General features: G+C 40.3%; 18 protein-coding genes and 6 pseudogenes. 2 read left to right on the forward strand and 22 right to left on the reverse strand.

The features are described 5' to 3' along the window. Window positions 1-123: 123 nt before the first annotated feature. Window positions 124-3,661: pseudogene (mfd, locus tag ACEWFH_RS01470) on the reverse strand (transcription-repair coupling factor). A gap of 134 nt (window positions 3,662-3,795) precedes the next feature. Between mfd and ACEWFH_RS01475 the strand changes: the two are divergent. Continuing rightward, window positions 3,796-4,011 (forward strand): hypothetical protein, encoded by a 216-nt coding sequence (locus ACEWFH_RS01475; RefSeq protein WP_473725842.1) that lies wholly within the window; start codon window positions 3,796-3,798, stop codon window positions 4,009-4,011. On the opposite strand, the gene ACEWFH_RS01480 is transcribed toward ACEWFH_RS01475, so the two are convergent. The 17 genes and pseudogenes from ACEWFH_RS01480 to metG form a co-directional block, all read right to left on the reverse strand. Further along, complete coding sequence (locus ACEWFH_RS01480) at window positions 4,005-4,235, reverse strand: anti-sigma-F factor Fin family protein (protein ID WP_066238149.1); 231 nt, start codon at window positions 4,233-4,235, stop codon at window positions 4,005-4,007. The two genes, ACEWFH_RS01475 and ACEWFH_RS01480, sit on opposite strands and share 7 nt — an antisense overlap. Window positions 4,236-4,299: 64 nt before the next feature. Continuing rightward, window positions 4,300-4,860, reverse strand: coding sequence for an aminoacyl-tRNA hydrolase (pth, locus tag ACEWFH_RS01485; RefSeq protein ID WP_473725843.1), 561 nt, complete (start codon window positions 4,858-4,860; stop codon window positions 4,300-4,302). Between the two features lie 99 nt (window positions 4,861-4,959). Beyond that, window positions 4,960-5,589: pseudogene (locus tag ACEWFH_RS01490) on the reverse strand (50S ribosomal protein L25/general stress protein Ctc); the annotation flags it as partial. Window positions 5,590-5,956: 367 nt separating this feature from the next. Further along, window positions 5,957-6,907 carry a ribose-phosphate diphosphokinase gene (locus ACEWFH_RS01495; protein ID WP_066238138.1) on the reverse strand — a complete coding sequence of 317 codons (951 nt, stop codon included), beginning with the start codon at window positions 6,905-6,907 and terminating at the stop codon, window positions 5,957-5,959. 30 nt (window positions 6,908-6,937) lie between these two features. Next, window positions 6,938-8,316, reverse strand: a pseudogene (gene glmU, locus ACEWFH_RS01500) (bifunctional UDP-N-acetylglucosamine diphosphorylase/glucosamine-1-phosphate N-acetyltransferase GlmU). 237 nt (window positions 8,317-8,553) lie between these two features. Further along, window positions 8,554-8,844 carry a septation regulator SpoVG gene (gene spoVG, locus ACEWFH_RS01505; RefSeq protein ID WP_066238133.1) on the reverse strand — a complete coding sequence of 97 codons (291 nt, stop codon included), beginning with the start codon at window positions 8,842-8,844 and terminating at the stop codon, window positions 8,554-8,556. Window positions 8,845-9,525: 681 nt separating this feature from the next. After that, complete coding sequence (locus tag ACEWFH_RS01510) at window positions 9,526-9,903, reverse strand: RidA family protein (protein ID WP_473725844.1); 378 nt, start codon at window positions 9,901-9,903, stop codon at window positions 9,526-9,528. Further along, window positions 9,900-10,730 carry a pur operon repressor gene (gene purR / locus ACEWFH_RS01515; protein ID WP_473725845.1) on the reverse strand — a complete coding sequence of 277 codons (831 nt, stop codon included), beginning with the start codon at window positions 10,728-10,730 and terminating at the stop codon, window positions 9,900-9,902. The genes ACEWFH_RS01510 and purR overlap by 4 nt, the downstream gene beginning before the upstream one ends. Before the next feature lie 60 nt (window positions 10,731-10,790). Next, window positions 10,791-11,654, reverse strand: a complete 864-nt coding sequence (ispE, locus tag ACEWFH_RS01520) for a 4-(cytidine 5'-diphospho)-2-C-methyl-D-erythritol kinase (RefSeq protein WP_473727183.1) — start codon at window positions 11,652-11,654, stop codon at window positions 10,791-10,793. 142 nt (window positions 11,655-11,796) lie between these two features. Next, window positions 11,797-11,979 (reverse strand): small, acid-soluble spore protein, alpha/beta type, encoded by a 183-nt coding sequence (locus tag ACEWFH_RS01525; protein WP_473725846.1) that lies wholly within the window; start codon window positions 11,977-11,979, stop codon window positions 11,797-11,799. 136 nt (window positions 11,980-12,115) lie between these two features. Then, window positions 12,116-12,376: a biofilm formation stimulator Veg gene (gene veg, locus ACEWFH_RS01530; protein ID WP_066238125.1), complete on the reverse strand. Its 261-nt coding sequence runs from the start codon at window positions 12,374-12,376 to the stop codon at window positions 12,116-12,118. Between the two features lie 530 nt (window positions 12,377-12,906). Next, window positions 12,907-13,772, reverse strand: a pseudogene (gene yabG, locus ACEWFH_RS01535) (sporulation peptidase YabG). An 85-nt stretch (window positions 13,773-13,857) separates the two neighbouring features. After that, window positions 13,858-14,731: pseudogene (rsmA, locus tag ACEWFH_RS01540) on the reverse strand (16S rRNA (adenine(1518)-N(6)/adenine(1519)-N(6))-dimethyltransferase RsmA). A gap of 6 nt (window positions 14,732-14,737) precedes the next feature. Next, a complete protein-coding gene (gene rnmV, locus ACEWFH_RS01545; protein ID WP_473725847.1) occupies window positions 14,738-15,301 on the reverse strand; it encodes a ribonuclease M5 in 564 nt (187 codons plus the stop codon). Window positions 15,302-15,495: 194 nt separating this feature from the next. Beyond that, window positions 15,496-16,710 carry a ubiquitin-like domain-containing protein gene (locus ACEWFH_RS01550; RefSeq protein WP_473725848.1) on the reverse strand — a complete coding sequence of 405 codons (1,215 nt, stop codon included), beginning with the start codon at window positions 16,708-16,710 and terminating at the stop codon, window positions 15,496-15,498. A 215-nt stretch (window positions 16,711-16,925) separates the two neighbouring features. Further along, window positions 16,926-17,692 (reverse strand): annotated as a pseudogene (locus ACEWFH_RS01555) (TatD family hydrolase). Between the two features lie 184 nt (window positions 17,693-17,876). Further along, on the reverse strand, window positions 17,877-19,838 hold the full coding sequence (gene metG / locus ACEWFH_RS01560; RefSeq protein WP_473725849.1) for a methionine--tRNA ligase: 1,962 nt from the start codon (window positions 19,836-19,838) through the stop codon (window positions 17,877-17,879). A gap of 720 nt (window positions 19,839-20,558) precedes the next feature. On the opposite strand from metG, the gene ACEWFH_RS01565 reads away from it, so the two are divergent. Continuing rightward, window positions 20,559-20,843: an AbrB/MazE/SpoVT family DNA-binding domain-containing protein gene (locus ACEWFH_RS01565; protein ID WP_066238107.1), complete on the forward strand. Its 285-nt coding sequence runs from the start codon at window positions 20,559-20,561 to the stop codon at window positions 20,841-20,843. On the opposite strand, the gene ACEWFH_RS01570 is transcribed toward ACEWFH_RS01565, so the two are convergent. The 4 genes from ACEWFH_RS01570 to ACEWFH_RS01585 form a co-directional block, all read right to left on the reverse strand. After that, a complete protein-coding gene (locus ACEWFH_RS01570) occupies window positions 20,816-21,031 on the reverse strand; it encodes a hypothetical protein (protein ID WP_473725850.1) in 216 nt (71 codons plus the stop codon). The two genes, ACEWFH_RS01565 and ACEWFH_RS01570, sit on opposite strands and share 28 nt — an antisense overlap. Before the next feature lie 152 nt (window positions 21,032-21,183). Further along, complete coding sequence (gene rsmI, locus ACEWFH_RS01575; protein WP_473725851.1) at window positions 21,184-22,068, reverse strand: 16S rRNA (cytidine(1402)-2'-O)-methyltransferase; 885 nt, start codon at window positions 22,066-22,068, stop codon at window positions 21,184-21,186. Beyond that, entirely contained in the window at window positions 22,040-22,336 is a 297-nt protein-coding gene (locus tag ACEWFH_RS01580; protein WP_473725852.1) for a GIY-YIG nuclease family protein, read from the reverse strand. The genes rsmI and ACEWFH_RS01580 overlap by 29 nt, the downstream gene beginning before the upstream one ends. Then, a complete protein-coding gene (locus ACEWFH_RS01585; protein WP_473725853.1) occupies window positions 22,317-23,069 on the reverse strand; it encodes a tRNA1(Val) (adenine(37)-N6)-methyltransferase in 753 nt (250 codons plus the stop codon). The genes ACEWFH_RS01580 and ACEWFH_RS01585 overlap by 20 nt, the downstream gene beginning before the upstream one ends. Window positions 23,070-23,431 lie beyond the last annotated feature (362 nt).

Genomic DNA, 23,431 nt, shown 5'->3' on the forward strand with positions numbered 1-23,431 from the left:
GGATGATGATGATTCACTGATGTAACAACAAAATGGTTCCTTCTCTGAAAGAATGTTCCATTTTCTAGGTTTATTATTTGTTACATCTGCTGTTCTATACACGATTGAGAGGGTTATTATATTTTATGGTGTATTTGTTGTCTTTTCTTTCCTAGCATGCTTCATTTCTTTTAGGAAAAGGTCAATCTGCTTTAACAGTTCCAAATCTTTTAGACGCTTACGGTTAATGACCACTTTCATTAAATTGTTCTGCATACCAAGGTTTACATGTCTGCCGATCTTATTGGCGATCTCAAACATCTTACCGCCATCCACTGAACCAGTCGTTTTTTCATTTAACAGCATGTTAACCGTATCTTGCTTTTGTTCGATCGATTTAACGCCTTCCCGCTTAGCACGGAGCTTAATTCCCGCTACAAGCAGCAGACTTTCTACTTCAACTGGATAATCGCCAAAACGGTCGATAAATTCTTCTTGCAGGTCTGAAATGTCTTTTAAGGACTTCGCTGCACGAACATGTTTGTACATCTCAATCTTTTGCTTTTCGTCACCGATATAGTGCGTCGGAATATACGCATCAACCTCAAGATTAAGGTCAACTTCTTCTTCTACTTCTTTTGGTTTTGTACCTTTTCGTTCTTGAATCGCTTCTTCAAGCATCTGAGAATACAGATCAAAACCTACTGAGTCGATGAATCCATGCTGCTGTGCACCAAGGAGATTACCTGCACCGCGAATGGAGAGATCTCGCATCGCAATCTTAAATCCTGATCCTAACTCTGTAAATTCCTTAATCGCTTGCAGACGTTTTTCAGCAACCTCTGTTAAAACTTTATCCCGCTGATACGTGAAATACGCATAAGCGACACGATTAGAACGACCAACACGTCCTCTAAGCTGATAAAGCTGTGATAGACCCATTTTATCCGCGTCATACACGATAAGCGTATTCACGTTCGGAATGTCTACGCCAGTCTCGATAATTGTTGTTGAGACCAATACATCATAATTTCCCTCTAAAAATTCAAGCATGACGCTTTCAAGTTCGTTCTCAGACATTTGACCATGTGCATAGGCAACACGGCAGTCAGGTACGAGCATGGATATTTGTTCAGCCATTCTTTCAATTGAATCAACACGGTTATATAAGAAATAAACCTGCCCGCCACGGCCCATTTCCCGCTCGATCGCTTCTCGTACGAAAGAGCCGTTGTAATCCATGACGTATGTCTGAACAGGGAATCTATTTTCTGGCGGTGTTTCAATAACCGAAAGATCTCGAACCCCGAGCATCGACATGTGAAGTGTACGTGGAATTGGTGTAGCGGTTAATGTGAGCACATCCACGTTTGATTTCAGCGTTTTAATCTTTTCTTTGTGCGTAACACCAAATCGCTGCTCTTCATCAATAATGAGCAAGCCTAGATCTTTATATTGAACATCTTTTGAAAGCAAACGATGTGTTCCGATCGCAATATCGACCGTACCTGCTTGTAATCCCTTAAGCACTTCGTTTTGTTCTTTTTGGAACGAAAACGGCTTAAGCTGCCAATGGTGATCGGAAACTCTGAAAAGCGTTCACGAAATGTTTCGTAATGCTGCTGTGCAAGGATCGTAGTCGGCACAAGGAAAGCCACTTGCTTTCCATCCATAATCGCCTTAAAAGCTGCACGAATCGCCACTTCGGTTTTTCCGTAACCAACATCTCCACAAAGAAGACGGTCCATTGGACGAATACTTTCCATGTCTTTCTTGATCTCGTCGATCGCTCGCAGCTGATCATCGGTTTCTTGGTATGGGAAACTTCCCTCAAACTCACTCTGTTCTGCTCCATCTTCCGCGAACGCATAACCCCTGCTCGCTTCACGCTCTGCATAAAGCTTAATGAGATCATCCGCTATATCCTGAACAGAAGATTTAACTCTGCTTTTGACTTTCTTCCAGTCGCTTCCGCCTAGCGTATAGATCTTAGGCTCTTTGCCCTCAGACCCTACATACTTCTGTACTTGATCGATCTGCTCTACTGGTACGTAGAGCTTATCGTTTCCGGAATATTTGATATGCAGATAGTCTTTGTGAACACCTTTGATCTCGAGCGTTTCAATTCCTAAGTATTTACCGATCCCGTGATTTACGTGAACGACATAATCGCCTACTTTTAATTCGGAGTAACTCTTAATCCGTTCAGCGTTAGTCATCTTCTGTTTTCTGGCAGGACGTTTTGCTTTCTTCGTAAATACTTCTTCTTCTGTTATGACAACTAGCTTTTGCTTAACCGATTCAAATCCGCTGCCAAGATCTCCGAGTAGGATCTGACTCGTTCTCGGCTGAATATCCTGATCTTTGTCAATGATACCTGCATCCATCTCATAATCGGCAAGCACCCGTTCGAGCCGATGTGCTCGTTCCTTGTTCATCGCAACAAAAACGATCGCAAACCCAAGCTTTTTCCAGCGGTCCATCTCACCTTTCAATACATTCATCTGACCGTGAAAGTTCTGCATGCTCTTACATTCTACATTGAGGATGTTTTGAGGCTGAGTGTGCGGTACGTGTCTTAAGAACAAAGATAGATAAATGATTGGAAACGCCTTTTTGTCACCAAGAAGCTGATTGGTGTCAGGAGATATGGTCAGATCTTGAACAAGCTCTCCATGCTCAAGCAAAGCGGTCTGCCACTCCGCTTCCTCTTTATCGAGCTGCTGGCTCGTTTCCTGAATACGCCCAATCTCATCCATAATGATCAAGCTGTCAGATGATATGTAATTTAAAAGACTTGCAGGCTGGTCATAAAAGAGCGATGCGTACTTATACATGCTTTGAAATTGCTGTTGTTCACGCAATCGGCCCGTTTCATAACTAATATTTTCAACGAGTGTTTCTTTTAAAGCATCATCTTTAATGTTTTTTAAAGTGGATGCTAGCTTAGCATCGATGCGCTCTGCCGCCTTGTTATAGTGTTCTTCAAACAGGATAAGCTCTTCAGCTGGAGCAATAGAAATCTGCTCTACTTTATCTTGTGAACGCTGTGTCTCTGCTTCAAAGTAACGGATAGAGTCGATCTCCGTGTCAAAAAGCTCAATGCGAAGAGGATTCTTTTCCGTCAGTGGGTAAATATCGATAATTCCTCCGCGAACACTAAATTCACCTGGTGTTTGCACCATTGACGTTCGCTCATATCCCATCGCAACAAGCTTATTTAAAATTTGATCCGGGTCGATATCTTTACCCATCTTAAAAGAAAGACCGGATTGTTTCCACACATCTACAGGTGGCAGATATCTTCTTAATCCTGCAACTGGTGTGATAATGACACCTTTAGAAGATTGGCTTAAATAGTTTAGTGCTTCGATTCTTTGGCTTTTCAGCTCAGGACTCGAGATCGCCATCTCAGAGGATATTAAATCATTAACGGGATATAAATAAACTTCATCTTCAGATAAAAGAGAAGTTAGATCTTCATATAGTTTTTGTGCTTGAAATAAATTATGCGTGACAACTAGCTGCGGTTTACCTGTATTCTCATGAAGACTGCTAATGAGCATGGTTCGAGCAGAACCTGACAGACCCGCTACTAATTGTTCTTTAAGTCCTCCGTTTATGCCATCCAAAATGGATTTAAAGTCTTCTCCTGGCTAAAATATTTCTTCAATCCAAGCATTCTTACTCCCCTCTCACAAGAGCTAGTCATTATTTCTATGATCGTAATTATTGGCCATATTTCGAAAAGCTTTCTCTAAAAGATTGTTACTTTAAAGGATTTTTTCTTCTCTGAAAAGTTGATTGAAGTGTAAGATGCGAGACTCCTGCGGGACAGGCGGGCAGGTGAGACACTTATACGTGAAACGTACGAATGTGGCTCACCGCCTGCCCCGCGGAAAGCGAGCATCTGAAACGGAAATCAACTACCCTCATGAACAACAACGGAATACGAAAACAGCCCGTTTTAAACAGAAAAAGGCTTTGGCCCGCGTAGTAGGCTATGGCCAAAGCATTACCTTATTTTATTGAATAAAGGATTTCAAAGTATGATATTCCGGATAGCGTTCTAGCGTATCCTGACAATCCTCACAAGTAGTCGTAACTTCTATATCTCCATTCTCTTTATAGGAGAGTAATTCCTGCCGTTCTTCGCTACTTAATGTTTCAAACCCAAGATGTGCCGCATTCACAGTATGGTGGTCAATCGTGCCAACATGTGTCTTACAATGCCTGCACCGGTAATGAATAGCCATGTACGGTCCCCTTTCGGTTAGCATTATACTAACCATTATGAGCGGAACATGTGTAATCTATTCTTTACCCGTTAAACTTATTCATCACTTTATCGAAAGATGTTTCAATAAAAGCTTCACACGCTTTTACTGATCGGTCGATACCACTTTCAACATCGAGCTCTTCTTCTTTAGAAAAGCGATTTAATACAAAGTCAGGTACAGGCTGCTGATTCGTGGGGCGGCCGATACCGAAGCGAATCCTCTTAAACTCTTGTGTACCAAGATGGGCAATCATCGATCTTATCCCATTGTGTCCGCCAGCACTTCCTTTTGTTCGAAGTCGCAGCTTTCCTGGAATCGTATCAAGATCATCATAAACTACAACCATGTCTTCTAATGGAATTTGAAAATAATCCATAAACGGTCCGATGCACTCACCTGATAAGTTCATATAAGTTAGCGGTTTTAAAAGAAATACTTTTTCTCCGCCAACGATACCCGTTCCGTACAAACCTTTAAATTTGGTTTGCTGCAAGGGAATGTTTAAGGAATCGGAAAGTTTGTCGATCACTTCAAATCCTATATTATGCCGGGTTCCATCAAAACGAGATCCAGGGTTCCCGAGCCCGATAAACAGTTTCACGTTACGTTCACCTAACCTTTAATTGTCTTACGAACATTATACAACAATTAGGATAACAGAATAAAAACGCAGCGGCTGCTGCGTTTCATATTCATTATTCTATTCGTCTTTCTTCTCTTCTTCCTGACTGTCATCAGCAACAGATTCAGAGGATTCTGGAGCATCTCCTTCTGCATCCGATTCTTCTGTTTCAGGATCTGTTTCTTCATCTTGAAGTTTTGGAGGAGTTACACTCGCAATCACTTCGTCTTCTTCGTGAAGAATTTCGTATTTCTCACCTGTTGGCAAGTCCTTAACGGATAAGGAATCACCTATATTTAAATCTTCTACAGAAGCTTCCAGTTGCTCTGGGAAATCGGCAGGAAGAGCTTTAACGTTTACTGTTGCTAGTACACGCTGCAGAACTCCGCCTTCTTTAACACCAACAGATTCACCTGTTAAAACAACCGGCACCTCTGCTTCTGTTTCTTTATTTAAGTCAATCGCCAGAAAATCTACGTGTGTAACAGAATTTTTTAAAGGATGAACCTGCATATCCTGCACCATAACAGAATAATCTTTTCCATCCACCTTTAGTTTGAGTACACCATTCTTACCTACTTCTCTGTAGGCCTTAATAAATTCAGGCTCATCAACAGATAGAGATACAGCTTTTGTTCCATAACCATAAAGGTTCGCTGGAAAATGTCCTTTGTTTCTTAATTCCGTTAACGTTGAACGTTTGTCAGTATTTCTTTTTCGACTGTTAGATTCGTTGCCATAATGAGATCCACCTTTCCTATTTCGAGTCTCTTTAAAGCATTACCCGAACTGAAAGATTTTAAAACGCGAAGTTAGAAATCGTTTTAGCAAGCACTTCTTAAAGTGAAAAATTTATTTAGCAAAACTTTGATGTTCTTGAAAGTTGTTGATTTCCGCTCCAGGTGCTTCGCTTTCCGCGGGGCAGGCGGTGAGCCACATTCGTACGTTTCACGTATAAGTGTCTCACCTGCCCGCCTGTCCCGCAGGAGTCTCACACCTTACACTCCAATCAACTTATCACTGAAGCAAAAAACGTTAAAGCTACTTTCTATTAAAGAAGAGCTTTTAAAACATCTTAATCAAACAATTTAGATACTGATAATTGCTCGTGTACACGAATAATTGCTTCTCCTAATAATGGAGCAACAGAAAGCTGTGTTACTTTATCAATCTTCTTTTCTTCTGGAAGAACGATTGTGTTTGTAACAACTAGCTCTTTAATTGAAGAGTTTTGGATACGGTCCATCGCAGGTCCAGAAAGAACTGGGTGCGTACAGCATGCATACACTTCTTTCGCACCGTTCTCGATCAGTGCATTTGCTGCTAATGTGATCGTACCAGCCGTATCGATAATATCATCGATCAAGATGGCTGTTTTTCCTTCAATGTTACCAACGATATTCATAACTTCAGATACGTTCGGGCGCGGACGGCGTTTATCAATAATAGCGATTGGTGCTTTTAGTCGATCCGCCATCTTACGTGCTCTTGTAACACCGCCATGGTCTGGCGATACAATTACGATATCATCTAGTTCTTTATTCGCAAAATAATTTGCCAAGATCGGTACACCAAGTAATTGGTCAACTGGGATGTCGAAGAAGCCTTGAATTTGAGTTGCATGAAGATCGATAGCAATTACACGTGTTGCTCCAGCAGTTTCAAGCAAGTTAGCTACAAGTTTAGCTGTGATCGGTTCACGGGCACGAGCTTTACGGTCTTGACGCGCATAGCCATAATAAGGCATTACAACGTTAATTGTTTTTGCAGAAGCACGCTTAAGTGCATCAATCATAATTAATAGTTCCATCAAGTGCTGGTTAACAGGGTCGCTCGTGGATTGAATAACGTATACTTCACAACCGCGAATACTTTCTTCAATATTAATTTGAATTTCCCCGTCGCTAAACTTTGTTACTGAGCTCTCTCCAAGCTCAATCCCAATGTGCTGAGCAATCTCCTTTGATAATTCCTTATTAGAATTTAACGTGAAAACTTTCAATGTAGGATCTACATACGTACTCATTGATGGCTCCATCCTTCCCCACTCTTAAAATTATTGGTTTTGCTTTTCGTTTAACTTTTGAACGTAATTTTCTTTTACCGTTTGACGCGATCTTGCAATGGATAATGAATCAGCAGGTACATCGTTCGTAATTGTCGAACCCGCGGCTACATAAGCATTTTTCCCGACAGTAACAGGAGCAACTAAGTTCGAGTTACAACCGATAAATGCCCCATCTTCTACCTTTGTTAAAAACTTGTTCTTACCATCATAATTCACAGTAATAGATCCGCAGCCTAAGTTTACATCTTTTCCGATCTCAGCATCGCCAATATAGCTTAGATGAGATGCTTTGCTGCCTGTGCTCATTACAGACTTCTTCACTTCAACAAAGTTTCCGATCTTCACTTGGTTTTCTAGAACGGACTTCGGACGGATGTGTGCAAATGGACCGATTGCAGAAGCGTCGCCTATTTCACTGTCATGAATAACAGACTGACGAATCGTGTTTCCATTTCCAATCACGCTGTCTTTAATCTCAGATTGAGGACCGATGATATTTTCTTCACCAATTTTTGTTTGACCTAAAATAACAGTGCCAGGGTAGATAACCGTGTCACTTCCAATTTCAGCATCATCTGAAATATACGTTTGATCTGGGTCGATCAGCGTTACACCGTTTCTCATGTGACGTTCATTGATGCGGTTTTTCATGTAACGTTCTGCTTGCGAAAGTGCTACTCGATCGTTAACACCAAGCGTTTCATTAAAGTCTGGCGTTTGATAAGCTGCTACAACCTCGCCTGCTTTTTTAAGATTTCTATAACATCTGGCAAGTAGTATTCGCCTTGTACGTTGTCGTTGTTTACTTGCTTTAATGCTTCAAATAGCGATTTATTATCAAAACAGTAAGTCCCTGTATTGATCTCAGTCACTTTGCGTTCTTCTTCTGATGCATCCTTGTGCTCAACATTTCTTTCTACTGTCCCTTCACTGTTACGAATAATACGGCCGTAACCTGTAGGATCTTCAGCCTTAGCTGTTAGAATAGTTGCTTTTGCACCAAGTGATTCATGTTCAGCAATCAGCTTTTCCATCGTTTCCGAAGTAATAAGAGGTGTATCACCACAAACAACAAGTGTGATTCCTTCTTCATTTGCTAGCGCGTTTTCAGCCTGCATAACAGCATGTGCTGTACCAAGCTGCTCTTCTTGAAGCACATACTGAATATCGTGGCCTAATTGTTCCTGAACTTTCTCAGCACCATGGCCCACAACAGCCACCATTTGTTTCATTTGAAGAGAGCTGATCTGATCAACAACATGTTGAACCATCGGCTTACCACAAACAGGATGTAATACTTTATATAATTTGGATTTCATCCTTGTTCCTTGACCCGCAGCAAGAATGACCGCATAGCGATTTGTCATAGTGAACCTCCATCCATTTTCCTAAATCTTAATATACCATTACGAATATATCTTAAACGCGTAGTCATTTCAAGAAGTGACGCGGGATTGTCAACGGTTTGATAAATTTTATCGGAAAAACAGAGGGAATTCACGTAATTATGGGATATCTATAGGAAGGTTCTATCTTATGAGGAAAAAAGAGCAAATAAAAAGAACCTAATCATTGTGACCAGGCTCTAAATTCTTATTGAGATATTAAGAAGCCCCTGCTTCTTCTAAAGCAGACTCCATTTCTCCCATACGGTGATATTCTGTTAATACCGCATTTTGGATCTTCTCACGAGTACTTGACGTGATCGGATGTGCGATATCACGGAACTCTCCATCTGGTGTTCGTTTGCTTGGCATAGCTACGAACATTCCATTATTGCCATCAATTACCCTAATATCATGAATAACAAATTCATGATCGATTGTAATGGAGGCAATCGCTTTCATACGGCCTTCTGTATTTACACGGCGTAATCTTACGTCAGTCACTTCCATTCACAAACACCACCTTTTTCCAAAATAAGAACGTAATACTACAATTCTTCAGCATTTTACAAAATCCTTCTTTGAATAATAAAAATTTTTAAAAAATTTGTGACGCCGCTCCTAGCATAGTCTTGTAAGGTCCTTTTTTAGCGATCTTAGTGCATCGCTCAAGTAACTCAAGAAGAAATTTGTTTCGTTTGACATTAGTTACATATGACAGAAGCCAATTTACTCTGGTTAGCTTTTTTATCAATGATCAGCGTAATTTCTATGTGAAGCTAGCATTCTTAAACGAAAATCAACTAAATCTAAGACTAAAATAGGTCGCCGAAAACAGTTCTATTGTAGAATCAGGTGTATTTCAGCTCATTATCGGTGCTCTGAACGGATTTTAATTATACCTGTTGAGGTATTTAAGACCTTAATTCAAGAAATATAAAAAATAATCCTAGAAATTCCGGAGATAATCCCGCGAGTTTTGGCAATAATCCAGCGAGTTTTCCTCATATATCGGCGAGTTTACATATTTCGACAACTATCTTCCAATCCTATACCCTCAAGCTTAAACAATAACTTTTAGCTGACACTTCACATACAACCAACAATTGCTGCTATTCAAAAGGATATTTTCAATTTATTGTTTTACTGTTTTTAGAACAAAGCGAAAAAAATAAGCCCCCAAATAGGGACTTATTTTGTAAGTGCGATTACTTCTATTTCTACTTTCGCATCTTTTGGAAGACGTGCGACTTCTACACAAGATCTTGCTGGCTTATGATCGTTGAAGTATTGGCCATACACTTCATTAATTTCTGCGAACTCGTTCATATCACTAATAAAAACCGTAGCTTTAACGACTTGGTCAAGTGACGATCCCGCTTCTTTAAGGACAGCTTGCAGGTTACGAAATACTTGATGTGTCTGTTCTTTTACATCACCTTCAATCATAACTCCTTCTGTTGTAAGAGGAATTTGTCCTGAACTAAAGAATAATTGGTCGATTACGATACCTTGAGAATATGGACCGATTGCTGCAGGTGCTTCTTCTGTATGAACTTTTTTCATCACGCATTACCTCCATTTAGAAAATAATTGCCTTTTTCAACTTCAATACGGTTTTCTTTTTCATTCACTTGCGCAAGACGTGCGATTGATACATAGTCATCAACAAGACGTTCGGAAACTTCCTGCGCCTCGACTAAAACACCGATCCCTTCGATATGCGCCTGAAACTCTTCAATTAAACTAATCATGCCTTTAATCGTTCCGCCGGCTTTCATAAAGTCATCGATAATAAGTACGCGAGAACCTTGTTTAATGCTTCGTCTAGCAAGCGCCATCGTTTGAATCCGTTTTGTCGAACCCGAAACATAGTTAATACTTACCGTTGATCCTTCCGTTACCCTGCTATTGCTTCTCACAACGACTACAGGAACATTTAAATGCGTTGCTACTGCGTAAGCAAGCGGAATTCCTTTCGTTGCTATCGTCATCACGACATCAATTTTTCGAGAAGAGAAGATGGATGCAAACAGTCTCCCGATCTGATTGACGAGTCTTGGGTTGCCGATAACATCTGTTACGTACAAATAACCACCGGGTAAGATACGGCTCGGGTCTTCAAGAAGCTGAACAAGTTCTTCCACTGTTGTTTCAGCTTCAGCATGATCGATGCCTGGAATATATTTAACGCCGCCCGCTGCGCCAGGAACCGTTTGAACGTGACCTAACCCGTGCTGTTCGAAATGCTCTTTAATGATAGCAAGATCTTCACTTATAGAAGATTTAGCTGATTCGTACCGTTCTACAAAATAAGATAAAGGGATGAGTTGGTGGGGATGATGAAGAAGGTAAGCTGTTAAATCTACCATTCTTCCGCTTCTTTTTAATTTCATATTATCCTCCAAAACCGAATGTTTGAAGATAATATACCATTTTTATACGGATTTTATCAATCATTCCCCTAATAAACGAACCGCATAAACTTCGTGGCAGAAACCTCTTAATCCGTTATAAACTCTTTGAAGCCGAGACTCGTGCTGAAATAAACCAAAAACGGTAGGTCCGCTTCCGCTCATTAATACGGCATCCGCTCCAAGTCTCATCATCTGTTCTTTGATGTGCCTTACTTCTGGATACATCTTTAACGTAACAGATTCTAAAACATTTCCGAGAAGATTACAGATCTGATCGTAGTCTTTCTCTTCAATAGCCTTTACCATCCCTTCAACATCAGGATGTTGTAGTCCTTGAAGTTTTAAGTTCCGATACACCTCTCCGGTAGAAACTCCGATTGGGGGCTTAGCTAGGAGCACCCAGCAAGGAGGAGGAGGGGAGATGTGGTGGATCTTCTCTCCTCTGCCTGTCGCCAATGCGGTTCCTCCATACACACAAAAAGAGACATCTGAACCTATTTTCGCGCCAAGCTCAGCTAGCTCATCAAGTGATAAGCCTAATCCCCAAAGCTCATTGAGTCCTTTTAAAGTAGCAGCTGCGTCACTGCTTCCTCCGGCTAAGCCTGCTGCAACAGGTATGTGCTTAGAAATATGTATATAGACACCCTTTTTGATGTTGAATGTTTTCTTTAATAGGAGAGCTGCCTGAAAGGCTAGATTGCGCTCGTCAAGAGGGACAAATCCGCCTGAACTTTCAATTTTGATTTCGTCTGCTTCTAATAAAGTTAGTTCGATCCGGTCAGCTAAATCTACCGTTGTCATAACCATAGCCACTTCATGAAACCCATCTTCTCTTTTTCGCAAAGCATCGAGAGAAAGGTTAATTTTTGCTGGAGCTTTAATGGATACTTTATTAATTGTCATCATTATCCCTGCCTACCATCTTGCACAATTTTGATATTTTTAATAGTAACACAGTATGAGGATTGAAATATAGAAAAAATCAATCTATAGATATAGAGGAAAACCGGAGACACTAGGGCCTCCGGCTGTTTCATACCGCATATTATCTGTTTCCATTGTTATAGCGCTGTTCAGCGATCTCTAACGCGCGTTTCACCATGTTTCCTGCGTCTTTAGAACGGATACCGCCCCAGCCTTCGCGTTGGACCGTATCATAAAACCCTAGCTCTTTTGCGATCTCTGTTTTTAACCCTTCAGACATCATGCCGTTTTTTCTTCGTCCCATGATGAAAACCCCTTTCATATGCGATACATTATAGTATCTCCAAAAGGGGTTTTATCTTTCGCGTTAATGTGCTGATTATATGTATTTTTGATTTAGACCACAACCAGCAAGGTAAAAAAATAGCAGTAAAGAATTCTTACTGCCCGATTGCTGCTTGTGTATCTTCTAAGAATGTAAGTTCTACTGTTTCTGTGAGTACATCCGCGTAACTATAAGAAACACGTTCAAAAGCGTTGGTGTCCTGATCTAATTTGATAATAAAAACTGCTGGGTATGTTTCTTCCAGTGTTCCAAGTCGTTCGATCGTTTTACGTCGACCGCCATTTGCACGTAAAGAAAGTCTTCTACCCACGTTGGACTCTAAAGAGCGTCTAATGTCCACTATTGTTTTACCCATTTTAGGCTCCACCTCACTTAGACAAATTATAACACAAATCGTGTTTTTTTGTCAAATTAAAATTTTCATTATAGCAAGCAAAGCATTTTCATGTCAATGACTAAATATCCTTTTTCTGCTTTTTTTAGTATGTCAATATACCTGGGGAATATGTATAAAATAAATATTTTTTACAAATAATTCATTAATTTATGCCCTTTTGATATATTTTTTGTAGTTATACAGACTTTTTTACGGCGTTTTCTTCGGTTAGGCCGGATGAGGTATTTTCATGTAAGAAATGATGCATTATCAGGTTGCGCAACTGGTCATTACATATACCTGGTGGGGCATTCAGCTGGTTCAATTCAGAAATTCGTGCACTGAACCCAGAAATTTCGGCCGTTTATCCACGAGTTGGTCTCCAATCCAGAAGTTTTGCGCTTTTATCCACGTGTCTACAACCCTCGACATTTTTGCACCGGCAATGCAACTTATATACCCTACATAGCAGCAACAAAAAAACTCCGAATTTCCGGAGCTTTACTTGTCTATGGCTTTGATTTGATCGGCATTCCCGTTCTGAGGAACCCTCTTGTTTCTACACCGCCTAATCCCTCTTTACCGGTAAGTGTATTCCGTAAAACGTCCATTACGTTCACACGGTCCATAAAGGATGTCAGACTGATCTTTGAAACGATATACACAGGATCTAAGGCATGTATGTTAATTCGGGCAGGTGAGCTTGCAAAATTTGACCCAACTTTTATCAATGATTCAAAATGGGATTGACAGGCTCCCGCAAAGATCATCAAATGGTCAAGATGGGTGTACTTCCTTCTCACTTCTCGAACCGTTCTAATAAAATATTTTGTATGCCGATATGCATTCACATCAGAAACATCGCCTTTTGATTTCATATAGGCATCGTGACCCGTTATAACGAGTATGTCTGGTCTGACTTCATCAACTAATGCAGGAACTTTTTCTGGCATTTCCGTTTCCTTCATATGAATGCCGTACACGGGTACTCCAAGCTTTTTGTATAACTCCAGACATTTATTTAAGTATAAAGGGTCGCCGTCAATATGAAGCACTCTTCCTGGCAGTTCAAAATAAGACTGATCATATTGATAGCCGTTTGTGGATAAGTACTCCTTTTTTGTCGCAGCAAATAATAATCTTGCCTGAATAATTTTAAGGATGACTCCTCTTTTTCTTTTTCCACTTGCCTATGTTCAGACATATGCTTGTCATCAACAACGAATAAGTCATCAACTGGCGCATCTGCCCATAGTCTGAGCTCTTCTCCAGCAAGTTCAGCAATCGTACGATCTTCACTAAATCCTACAACACGAAAAAGAAGATCTCGTTTGTAAGAGTTTCTGCTTACAATTGATCCAATCTCTAGTTTCATTTTACTCCCCTATTTGGAGTAACAAGCTCCATAGCTCCCAATATTCCTTTTATAAGAGTATGTGAAAGCCGGGGAAAAATGAGGTTTATTTTACAAGAGGTAAAAGAGCATCAGCTAGCTTACCAAATTCCTGTATGGATAACGTTTCACCTCTACGCTTTGGATCGATATCAATGGATTCTAAAATCGTTTGCAGCTCTTCCTTCTTATCTTTAGATACAAGCTGGCTCGTCAGGTTGTTCCACAGTGTCTTTCGTCTTTGAGCAAAGGATGACCTTACCACATGAAAGAAGAACTCTTCATCTTTTACTGCTACAGCAGGCTCTTTTCTAAGCGTTAGCTTTATGACGGATGAATCTACGTTAGGAGCTGGAACAAAAACGGTTTTAGGTACTTTGATCATCGTCTCAGCCGTCGCATAATATTGGATGGCAATCGAAAGAGAGTTATAATCTTTCGTGCCAGGTGATGCGGCTAGACGGTCCGCTACCTCTTTTGAATCATACAGACAATACCTCGAATTGGAAGCTTGTCTTGAAGAAGTTTCATAATGATCGGTGTCGTAACGTAATATGGCAAGTTCGCAACAACCATCAGATCCTGTCCTTCTTCAAAGTGTTCTTTTATCACTTCGTGTATATCCGCTTTTAACACATCTGAATGAATGACTTCTACATGCGGATATGGAGCGAGTGTTTCTTCTAATATGGGCAGAAGACGCTGATCAATTTCAAAAGCAACCGCCTTTTTAGAAGACCTCGCGATGAATTCAGTTAACGCTCCGATTCCAGGACCAATTTCAATGACTCCTGATTCCTCTGTCAGATCTGCTGCGTTTACAATATTATTTAAGATGTTGCGATCAATCAGGAAATTTTGTCCTAAACTCTTCTTAAAAGTAAAACCATGCTTTTCCAGTATGGCTTTTGTGGACTGGGAGTGGATATATCTTTTCTCATGTGTTTCTATTCCTCCTCATTGCTATAAAGCGCCTTAAGGGCCTGTTCAAACTCTTCTGGTGTAACTCTGAACATATTTAGACGTTTATGTAATTGCTTAGCGTTCATATAGCCTATGCGCAGCTCTCTTCCAATCACTTCACGTCTATGTTTTGAATCCGGTCCGCCCGTTAGCCCTGCAGCCATCAGGTCCTCCCATAGGATGTTCTCGTTTTCAGTTTCTGCCATTTCCTCTCGAACATGCTCAAGAGCTTCAACAATAGCTTCTCTTGATGCGTGCTCAACGCCTACACCTTTGTCTCCTTTAGCAAGTGCATCGGCCTTTGCCAAATAGGCATGCTTACAGCCAGGTACATACTCTGAAATAATTTCTCGAATTCTTTTCCCTGGAAAATCAGGATCTGTAAAAACAATTATTCCACGTGTCTCGTGCGCTCTTTTTATGCGATTCAATGTATCTATACTAATTTCTGAGCCATTTGTTTCTATTGTATCTGCTAAAACAGATCGTTTGATGGCAAGCGTATCGCTCTTTCCTTCAACAACGATAATTTCTTTTATTTTTTTCATGATTTCCTCCAAAACGGTGAAACCTTTTTAGGCATTGCAACGTCTAATTATTTGAACGAAAAAAACATCTTTTACTAGTATACCCCAGGCGTCAAGAAAGTCTAGGTTTACAAAGGAATGCGCTTAGTATCGATCGTTCTTCTTATCCCGCGCAAATAAAAAAGCACAGGGATTTTTTCCCCATGCTTTCACAATTAATTAATGATACGGATTTTTACTGATTTTCTTCCCCAAGACTCTGCTCGTGATTGAGAAGCAAAGAATACGTCAATCTTGTTACCCTTAATCGCTCCTCCAGTATCTGAAGCAATAGCATAACCATATCCTTCAACATATACTTTTGAGCCAAGCGGAATCACATTAGGATCGACTGCGATAACTTTCGCATTCGGGTTAGTTTTCAAGTTAAACCCTGTAGCTGTAATTCCAGAACACCCTGCACAGTTAGCCGTATAAGCAGTACTTGTAACCGTTATTTCTCTGCCGCCTGAACTGCTTGATGATGGTGCTTTACTACGTGATACAACAGGCTGCGGTTTAGGCTGCGCCTTTGTTCCAATAGCAACAATTTTATCAGAGCTATCTGTTAACGTTTTTTCGCTGATCAGTTTTCTGGAAACTTCTTTGCCGTTTTCCACAACAACCTCAAAGCGTTTTTCACGTTTTCCTTTTTTGCCATCTTGCACGACACGCTCTTTGCCTTTTGTTAGACCACTGTCTTTGCGGTTAACAACAGCAAACGGTGTTTCTTCTTCCACTACATCGGTGACCTTTTCTACTCGGATGACTTCAACCTGCGTCTTACCAGATATTTTAGCTGTTTTAGCAGGTGTTACTCGATCAATTTCACCTAATGATACCTTTTGTTGCTTCAAAAGGTCAGCGACGGTAGTCGAAGTGGTCCAAACTTGCTGAGCTTTTCCGCCAACAACAAGCTTAACCGGGAATGCTGATTCAATTTGGATCTTCCCTTGATCCTTTATGTCAGCAGTAAGATTTGGCTTAATAGAATCGTGCTCATTAAGCGTTAGTTGCTGCTCCTTCACGAATTGTTCAACAGTCTTTGCTGTCGTCCAAATCGTTTTATCCTTGCCATTAACGGTAAGGTTAACTTGCTTCGCTTCTGTATAATCAACCTTCATGTTGTCTGTAACCTTGGCATCAAGACCTGGTTTTACTAAATCATGCTGGTTAGGTTTTATGTTTTGTTCGCTTAACAGTTCTCTAACCGTATTGGCATGTGTCTTCACTTCTGTTTTCTTTCCGTCTTGCATAAGCGTCACTTCAGCTTTCGTAGTTTCATAACCTACGAATCCAGTAGTTACCGCTAAAACGAGAAGAGCAGCGATCGAAAGATAAATTTTCTTTCTTGTGATACTTGAGAACAAAGCTGTAATATTTCTATTCATTCAATTTCCTCCCCTACAAGGACTGCATTATAAATACCTTTTTTCTCTCTGTCAAATCACCCTCCTTTTCGTCATGAATTGACCCAAGCCAATTATGAACGGAAAAGAAGGAAAAAGGGAAGAAAAAACGTTTGACAAATTTCCTTCCCCTTTTGTCAATTCTTGAAAGATTAACGCGATATTTCTCATGCTTTGCTAGTTTCCGACAACATCTCCTATCTGGAAATGTTAAAAATTTGAAATGCATTGTCGGAAGTTTTCTTTATGATGTCTTCAAGCGGAAGATCTTTTAATTCAGAAAGTGTTTCAGCGACATACTTAACATAAGATGGTTCATTTCTTTTCCCTCTTAATGGATGAGGGCTTAAATAAGGACAATCCGTTTCAATTAAAAGCCGGTCCATCGGAATCTCTGTAGCAACTTCCTTAACCTTCTTGGCATTCTTGAACGTTACTGGTCCACCAAAGCTTATGTAGAAATTCATATCCATGCATTGACGGGCTACTTCGATGCTTCCGCTATAGCAGTGCATGATACCGCCAACTTCATGGGCTTCTTCCTCTTTCAGTATGTCAACAACATCTTGCGTCGCTTCACGATTATGAATAACGATCGGAAGCTTCACTTTTTTGCAAGTCGAATCTGGCGTCTGAATACCTCTTTTTGAACATCCGCAGGCGACTTGTCCCAATGGTAATCTAATCCCATCTCGCCAAGAGCGACAACTTTTGGGTGCGCTGCTAGTTCTTCAATCCAAGCCAAATCCTCATCTGTCATATCGATTGCATCTACAGGATGCCAACCTACGCAAGCATAGATAAAATCGTATTCTTCAGCAAGCTGCATGGCAACTTTTATGGTTTCGCGGTCAAAGCCGACCACCACAATATGTGTTACGCCTTCATCTAACGCCCGTTGAATAACAGCCTCGCGATCCTCTTCAAACTGTGTTGCATTCAAATGTGCGTGTGTATCAAACATAGTGTACAATCCCTTCAACTTTACAAATCTTATCACATTTTCCATTCATTCGGGTAACAGTAGCATTACAAGTTAGTTACATTATAGGTATTAAGACCTATTTTCGGCGGTAAAAATCGTGTTTATTCACTGTCTTACGCCCTAAAAAGGCAAAAAGCAGGGATAAACTCCCCGCTTTTTGTTGTTATTTTACTTTTGCACCGTTTGGAAGTGAAGGGTCTACCGTAGCCAATGTTAATTGACCATCAGAAGAACCAGCTAAGATCATTCCTTGCGATAGCTCTCCACGCAATTTAACAGGTTTTAAGTTCGTCACGCAGATCACTTTTTGACCGACCAACTCATCCGGTTTATAGAACTGAGCGATTCCAGAGACTACTTGGCGCTTTTCAAACCCAAGATCCAATTGAAGTTTTAATAATTTATCTGCTTTCTTTACAGGTTCTGCTTCAATAACAGTCGCTACACGTAGATCAACCTTCATAAAATCATCAATCGTGATTTCAGGCTTTTCTTCAGCTGCAGGTACTTCTTCTTTTTTCGGCTCTTCTGCTACCGGTGTTGATGTCCCGCCCATTGAATTCTTAATAAACTCAACCTCTACTTCGGTTTCTAAGCGAGGGAAGATTGGGTCACCTTTTTCCACCGCAGTACCTGCAGGAATCGCACCAAATTCCTTCAGTGTATCCCACTCTGTAATACTCTTGTCTTTCAAACCTAATTGACTCCAGATCTTCGCTGGTGTTTCAGTCATAAACGGCTGAATGAGAACAGAAACGATACGGATCGATTCTGCTAAATGGTACATAACGCTTGCAAGTTCACCTTGTTTAGCTTCATCTTTTGCCAAAACCCAAGGCTGTGTTTCATCAATATACTTGTTCGTACGGCTTACTAATTGCCAAATCGTTGAAAGCGCGATTGAAAACTCAAGCTTTTCCATCGCTTCTTCTGTTTTTCTTACTGTTTCTAACGCAAACTCTTGGAGTGTTCCGTCAAACTCAGTAACTTTCCCTTCATATGAAGGAATCTTTCCATCAAAATATTTTCCGATCATGGCAATCGTACGGTTCAGCAAGTTTCCGAGATCATTTGCAAGATCAGCATTCACTCTGTCAACAAAACTTTCCGGTGTAAACACGCCATCAGAACCAAATGGTACTTCACGAAGCAAGTAGTAGCGAAGCGGATCTAATCCGTAACGATCTATTAAAACGTTAGGGTCCACTACGTTTCCTTTTGACTTAGACATTTTACCGTCTTTCATCAATAACCAGCCATGTGCAATAACTTGCTTTGGTAGTGGAAGACCTAGAGCCATTAACATGATCGGCCAATAGATCGTATGGAAACGTACTATTTCTTTACTCATTAAATGAATATCAGCTGGCCAGTACTTTTGATATTTTTCATCGTTTTCACTGCCATACCCTAGAGCCGTAATATAGTTAGATAATGCGTCGATCCATACATAAATCACATGTTTTGGATTTCCCGGTACTTTTACACCCCAGTCAAAAGAAGTACGTGAAACTGCAAGATCTTCTAAACCAGGCTTGATAAAGTTGTTGATCATTTCGCGTTTTCTTGATTCTGGGAAGATAAACGTAGGGTTTTCTTCATAATAAGCTAACAAACGATCCGCATATTTGCTCATACGGAAGAAGTAGCTTTCTTCTTTAACCTTTTTTACTTCACGTCCGCAGTCAGGACATTTACCATCTTCCAGCTGACGCTCTGTAAAGAAGGACTCACAATCTGTACAATACCAGCCCTCATACTCACTTAAGTAGATGTCATCCTGATCAAGAAGCTGTTGAAAGATCTTTTCGACAGATTTTTTGTGTCGATCATCAGTGGTACGGATGTAATCATCATAAGAGATGTCCATCTTTTTCCAAAGTGCTTTAATATCTTCAACAATGCCGTCTACGTATTTTTGAGGATGAAGACCTTGTTCGTTTGCTTTCTTTTGAATCTTTTCTCCATGCTCATCCGTTCCTGTCAGATACATAACGTCAAAACCTTTTAATCGTTTGTATCGAGCCATTGCATCCCCTGCAGTTGTCGTATACGCATGACCGATATGTAGTTTGCCGCTTGGATAATAAATAGGTGTTGTAATGTAGAATGTTGGTTTCGCCACTCGTGCCGCCTCCTCAAAATAGTTACCTTATAGTAAAGAAAACTTGGCTGACGCCAAATCTTTCACGTCAGCCTTAGTTGCGCTTATACTAATAACCTAAACTTGTACCACGTCGAAAAACATCGTGCTAACAAGTTATACTTTCTAATAGTGGAAAAAAAGCCCCTCGATTTAGGGACTATTTGTTCTTTACATTTAGGAAAAATATTACTGTAACGGAAAATGTATCTTTTTACAAAAAATATAAAAAACTGTTGCATTAGGACATAAAAGTAAAAAAGTAAGCGAAAGATTTCTATGTAAATACTTTCATTATTCTCTTTTCTTCCTTCAAAATATACCTAATGCATGGAAAGTGTGTCAAGGCATACAAGCTAATGGTCGGAAAGGGAAATTTGGATAGTATTTTTTCGTTGTTAGTTTTGTCGAAATTTGACGTTTATTTTATCGGTATTTCCAGTTAATTTTTTTCATCTTTTACACATTCTTGAATTTTTTATGACAATATATGAATATATCTTCCAATTTAGGGTTTTGGAAGTATTATAATATGGGTATAGTCTAGTAAATTCAATGGTAAAAAACGAAAAAATGTTTAAGTCAAAACTATTGACGACAATTGGAAATCTTGGTAAGATGTTCTCGTAGGATTTTGTCGAATTCTGACGATTTAAATAGATAGGGAAATCTTTTTATATATCTGGGAGGAGAGATTTTATTATGAAATCTACAGGAATTGTACGTAAGGTGGACGAACTAGGACGTGTCGTTATTCCGATCGAATTACGCCGTACTTTAGGAATTGCAGAGAAAGATGCTTTAGAGATCTATGTTGATGATGACCGCATCATCCTTAAGAAATACAAGCCAAACATGACTTGTGCAGTAACTGGGGAAGTTTCTGATGACAACTACACGGTTGCAGGCGGAAAGATCATCCTTAGCCGTGAAGGTGCTAAAGAAGTTATGGAAGAACTTCAAAAGCAATTACAAACATCAAAATAAGCACAAAAAACAAGAGCCTTCGATTTAGAGGGCTCTTTTCCTTTGTTCTGGGTTTTTCTGTGTTGCTTTTGGAAGTAGTTGATTTCCGTTTCATGTGCTCGCTTTCCGCGGGGCAGGCGGTGAGCCACATTCGTACGTTTCACTCTTAAGTGTCTCACCCGCCCGCCTGTCCCGCAGGAGTCTCGCACCTTCCACTACAATCAACTTGTCAAAGAAGAGAAAAAATGGTCAAGTAGCAACAACCTTTTAGAAAAGAGCTTTTTAATCTTTTTTCAAGAAGCTCGCTTTCCTCGGCTGGAACAGTTGCGTTTCACCTATCTAGCTCCCTTTAGAGAAGAAACTACAACCCGTGATACTCTTGGTAGACTTCCCGCTTTGGTACGTTACGGTCAGCGGCAGCTAATTTAATTGCTTCCTTTGGTTTTTCGCCTTTGTCAACGTAGTGCTCCACGTGATCGGTCACTGATAAAGATTCCCACCATTGTTCTTGAGCATCCAGTTCAAAATCAGTATTACCGCTGCCTTCCACAACTAAGCAGAATTCTCCCCGTATTTCAGCATCTCCTTGGCTAAAGAATTCCGATACCTCAGACAATGTACCACGCGTAATTTCTTCATATTTTTTTGTTAATTCCCGTATCACTGCAATTTTTCTGCCTTCAAATACTCCGTTCATGGCTTGAAGTGTTTCTTTTAAGCGATGTGGAGCTTCATAAAACAAAAGGGTAGAAGGAAATCGTTTTAAGTTTTCTAGCTCTAACTTCTTTTCTTTTTTCCCTCTCGGCAGAAAACCATAGAAAGTAAAGAGCTCTGTATTCAATCCTGATGCAACAAGTGCGGGAAGTGCTGCGTTAGCGCCAGGCAACGGAATAACGGAAATCCTTTCTTCTACGCATTGAACAACGAGTTCATACCCTGGATCAGAGACACCTGGCATTCCTGCATCTGTTACGAGTGCAATTTGTTTTCCGTCTTTTAACTCTTCTAAAAGCTTCTTGCCGCTTTGCTGTTTATTGTGATCGTGATAACTCGTTAAGGGAGTGCTGATCTCAAAGTGGTTGCAAAGCTTTTTGGTTTGTCTTGTATCTTCTGCTGCGATGATATCCGATTCTTTTAAAATACGAATTGCTCGGTAAGTCATATCTTCTAAGTTACCGATAGGTGTTGGAACTAAGTACAGCATGCCGCCCTCGTTATCATTTGCGTAACTCTTTTGCTGCCACATACGAAACACTTCCCTCTTTTATCATTCTTTCTTTTTCAGCCCGATTGAGTTTCTTAACGGCAAACTCCATCCGCATCGCTTCCTGCTTAGTTGAAAAAGCCTTTTGAAAAACAAGCTTTAGAGGACCTCTTCCCCTCGTATACTTAGCACCTTTACCTTCTTCATGCTTCTGAAGTCGCTTCGTCAAATCATTTGTATACCCTGTATAATAAGTTCCGTCTCCACATTCTAAAATATACAGAAAGTGATTATCTTCCTTCTTCACCATAGAACATCCTCTTTAAGTGATCCGTATATTGGCCGTCTTCACCATACACCGTTATTGGAGGCAAAATGTGCAGATCTGGCTTGCCATTCTTCATTCCTTCTATTAAAAGCATGTTAGCTTCACTGCCCGCTTTCGGATAAATGAGCTGTAATTTCTTTGGTTCGAGCTTGTACTGCCTCATATATGCTAAAATTTCCATCAGTCGGTTTGGTCGATGTACCATTGCCACTTTTCCGCCTTGTTTTACGAGCTGACTACTGACGCGTATGACATCTTCGAGCGAACAATGAATTTCATGACGAGCGATGGCAAGATGTTCATTTTCATTAAAATCATGTTCATGTAGAGATGCAAAGTAAGGAGGATTGCATGTGAGCGCATCGAATGTCCCATATCCGTATGTAGCTGGAGCATCTTTGATATCCGCTAAGTCCATTTGAATCTGTTCTTCCAATCCATTTAACGCAACACTTCTAGTTGCCATGCTGTGCAATCTTTCCTGAATTTCAACTCCAGTAATGTTTGCTTTTGAGCGTTTGCTTAACAAAAGGGCAACCGCACCGTTTCCACTGCAGAGGTCAATGATTCTCCCTTTCTGAATAGGCACCCAAGCAAACCGGCTAAGTAAAACAGCATCAAGTGAAAACGAAAAAACAGAGGGACTTTGTATTATTTTTAAATCTTCATGCACTAAAAAATCAATCCGCTCATCTGGCAGGAGTTGTTTTTCCACAGTAACTCCCCTTTCTTCTATATAAAAGGTTTTTAGTTCTTTTTTATTTTGATTGTTAATGAAGCGCAATTTCCAACTACATCCCTGTTTTTCTTTTTAGAAGGAAGGTTTTCTCTATAGGTTGCTGCTTATAAAGCATTATAATCATTATCTTCATTGAATAGTTGATTGGAGTGCAAGGTGTAAGACTCCTGCGGAACAGGCCGGCAGGTGAGACACTTAAGAGTGAAACGTACGAATGTGGCTCACCGCCTGCCCCGCGGAAAGCGAGCACCTGGAACGGAAATCAACACTTTCAAGATCTACAAAGAAAACTCCAAACTTTAAAGACAGCCATATAAAAAGAAGCCTTCCCATTTGGA

Source organism: Fictibacillus sp. EA-CB0309, from assembly GCF_055814265.1.

Excerpts from the sequence above, each read along its gene's own strand:
- ACEWFH_RS01580 (WP_473725852.1), bottom strand. The coding sequence starts at position 22,336 with ATGGTGAAGAAGGAAGATAATCACTTTCTGTATATTTTAGAATGTGGA.
- ACEWFH_RS01550 (WP_473725848.1), bottom strand. The coding sequence starts at position 16,710 with ATGAATAGAAATATTACAGCTTTGTTCTCAAGTATCACAAGAAAGAAA.
- rnmV (WP_473725847.1), bottom strand. The coding sequence starts at position 15,301 with ATGAAAAAAATAAAAGAAATTATCGTTGTTGAAGGAAAGAGCGATACG.
- ACEWFH_RS01495 (WP_066238138.1), bottom strand. The coding sequence starts at position 6,907 with ATGAGTACGTATGTAGATCCTACATTGAAAGTTTTCACGTTAAATTCT.
- purR (WP_473725845.1), bottom strand. The coding sequence starts at position 10,730 with ATGAAATTAAAAAGAAGCGGAAGAATGGTAGATTTAACAGCTTACCTT.
- veg (WP_066238125.1), bottom strand. The coding sequence starts at position 12,376 with ATGGGTAAAACAATAGTGGACATTAGACGCTCTTTAGAGTCCAACGTG.
- spoVG (WP_066238133.1), bottom strand. The coding sequence starts at position 8,844 with ATGGAAGTGACTGACGTAAGATTACGCCGTGTAAATACAGAAGGCCGT.
- ACEWFH_RS01565 (WP_066238107.1), top strand. The coding sequence starts at position 20,559 with ATGAAATCTACAGGAATTGTACGTAAGGTGGACGAACTAGGACGTGTC.
- ispE (WP_473727183.1), bottom strand. The coding sequence starts at position 11,654 with ATGACAATTAATAAAGTATCCATTAAAGCTCCAGCAAAAATTAACCTT.
- ACEWFH_RS01475 (WP_473725842.1), top strand. The coding sequence starts at position 3,796 with ATGCGAGACTCCTGCGGGACAGGCGGGCAGGTGAGACACTTATACGTG.
- ACEWFH_RS01480 (WP_066238149.1), bottom strand. The coding sequence starts at position 4,235 with ATGGCTATTCATTACCGGTGCAGGCATTGTAAGACACATGTTGGCACG.
- rsmI (WP_473725851.1), bottom strand. The coding sequence starts at position 22,068 with ATGTGGCAGCAAAAGAGTTACGCAAATGATAACGAGGGCGGCATGCTG.
- ACEWFH_RS01525 (WP_473725846.1), bottom strand. The coding sequence starts at position 11,979 with ATGGGACGAAGAAAAAACGGCATGATGTCTGAAGGGTTAAAAACAGAG.